This is a genomic window from Nosocomiicoccus sp. HMSC059G07 (assembly GCF_001815515.1).
Classification (GTDB): domain Bacteria; phylum Bacillota; class Bacilli; order Staphylococcales; family Salinicoccaceae; genus Nosocomiicoccus; species Nosocomiicoccus ampullae_A.
Genome location: NZ_KV820872.1, coordinates 475 through 1,996, shown reverse-complemented (window position 1 = coordinate 1,996; position 1,522 = coordinate 475). Strand labels below are relative to the sequence as shown.

The 1,522-nt window shown below is 36.0% G+C and carries 1 protein-coding gene; it reads left to right on the top strand.

What is annotated here, in order from left to right:
• Positions 1-201 precede the first annotated feature (201 nt).
• Positions 202-1,522: IS1182 family transposase (locus HMPREF3029_RS08355; RefSeq protein WP_070710405.1), on the top strand; the 1,321-nt coding region annotated here is incomplete at its 3' end.

Here is a 1,522-nt window from a genome sequence, read left to right as displayed (position 1 = left end):
TATTATTCCCTTATATGAGACAGAGTAAGTAATTTAGGAAGGGACTGGGACATAAGTCTATCCTAAATTAAAAAGCGCACAAGACTCCTTGGGGGAGTAGTGTGCGCTTTTTTATGTTGAATTCAACACATTATTAGTACAAAAAAATAAGACCCTCAGATACAATGTAAGTAACTACACAAACACGAAAAGAGGAATCTTATGTATAAGAATTATAACATGAATCAAATCACACTGCCAATGGATTTAGAAGTACTTATCCCCGAAAATGACATCTCAATAACGATACATAACTTGGTAGAAAGTATCCCAAATACTGTGTTTGAAAACTTTCGTACGAATCAAGGGGCTTCTTCTTATCATCCCAAAATGATGTTAAAAATCTTACTCTGTGCATATAGTCAGTCTATATTTTCTGGACGAAAAATCGAAGCCCTGCTCCACGATAGTATTCGAATGAAATGGTTAGCACAAGAGCACACACCTTCTTACCGAACAATCAATCGTTTTCGTGTACATCCTCAAATGGCTGCATTACTTCAATCTGCTTTTATTCAGTTTAGAGTTCAACTTGAGTCAAATGGTCTCATTGATTCAGACGCAATATTTATAGATGGAACAAAGATTGAAGCCAATGCAAACAAGTATACATTTGTGTTTAGAAAAAATATTGATCGTTATGAATCGCAACTCCTCGAAAAATCAAAAAAGAAATATCATGAACTCGTAGATACAAATATTATTCCTGAAATTGAACGAGAGTCAGACACTCCGCTTACTGCAGAAGAAATCGCAGTTATCCATGCCGAACTGACAGAAGTTGAAACATCCCATACGCAAGACATAAAACGAACAACGGATGTTGTAGCACGAAGAGAAATTCGAAAAAAACGTTCAGAAATTCGACGTTCTAAAAAAGCATTTAAAGATTATCTCGAACGACGATTAGTTTATCAGAAACAGCGCACATTGATCGGTGAACGGAATAGTTATTCGAAGACAGATACAGATGCGACGTTTATGCGTATGAAAGAGGATCACATGCAGAATGGACAACTCAAGGCAGGGTACAATTTACAGATCGCAACAAATCAGCAGTATGTCCTAGGTTACGATATTTTTTGGAACCCAACAGATACGCGAACACTTGATCCGTTTCTTTATACAATGGCACATACATTTGAACATTTACCCCAATACATTGTCGCAGATGCGGGATATGGGAGTGAATCAAACTATGAATGCATCGCTGATAAATATGAGAGACAGGCTTTGATTCCGTACAATACATATCACAGAGAACAAAAACGGAAGTTTAAATCAGATGAGATGCATCCAAATCATTGGCCATACGATGAACTTGATGATTATTATATATGTCCAAATAATCGTCGCTTATATTTAAATCATCATACAACTCAAACAGATAAATATGGTCACCAGAGAGTCTATAAAATTTATGAATCTGAATCATGTGAAGACTGTCCATTAATGACACTGTGTAAAAGTTCTACATCTTCTC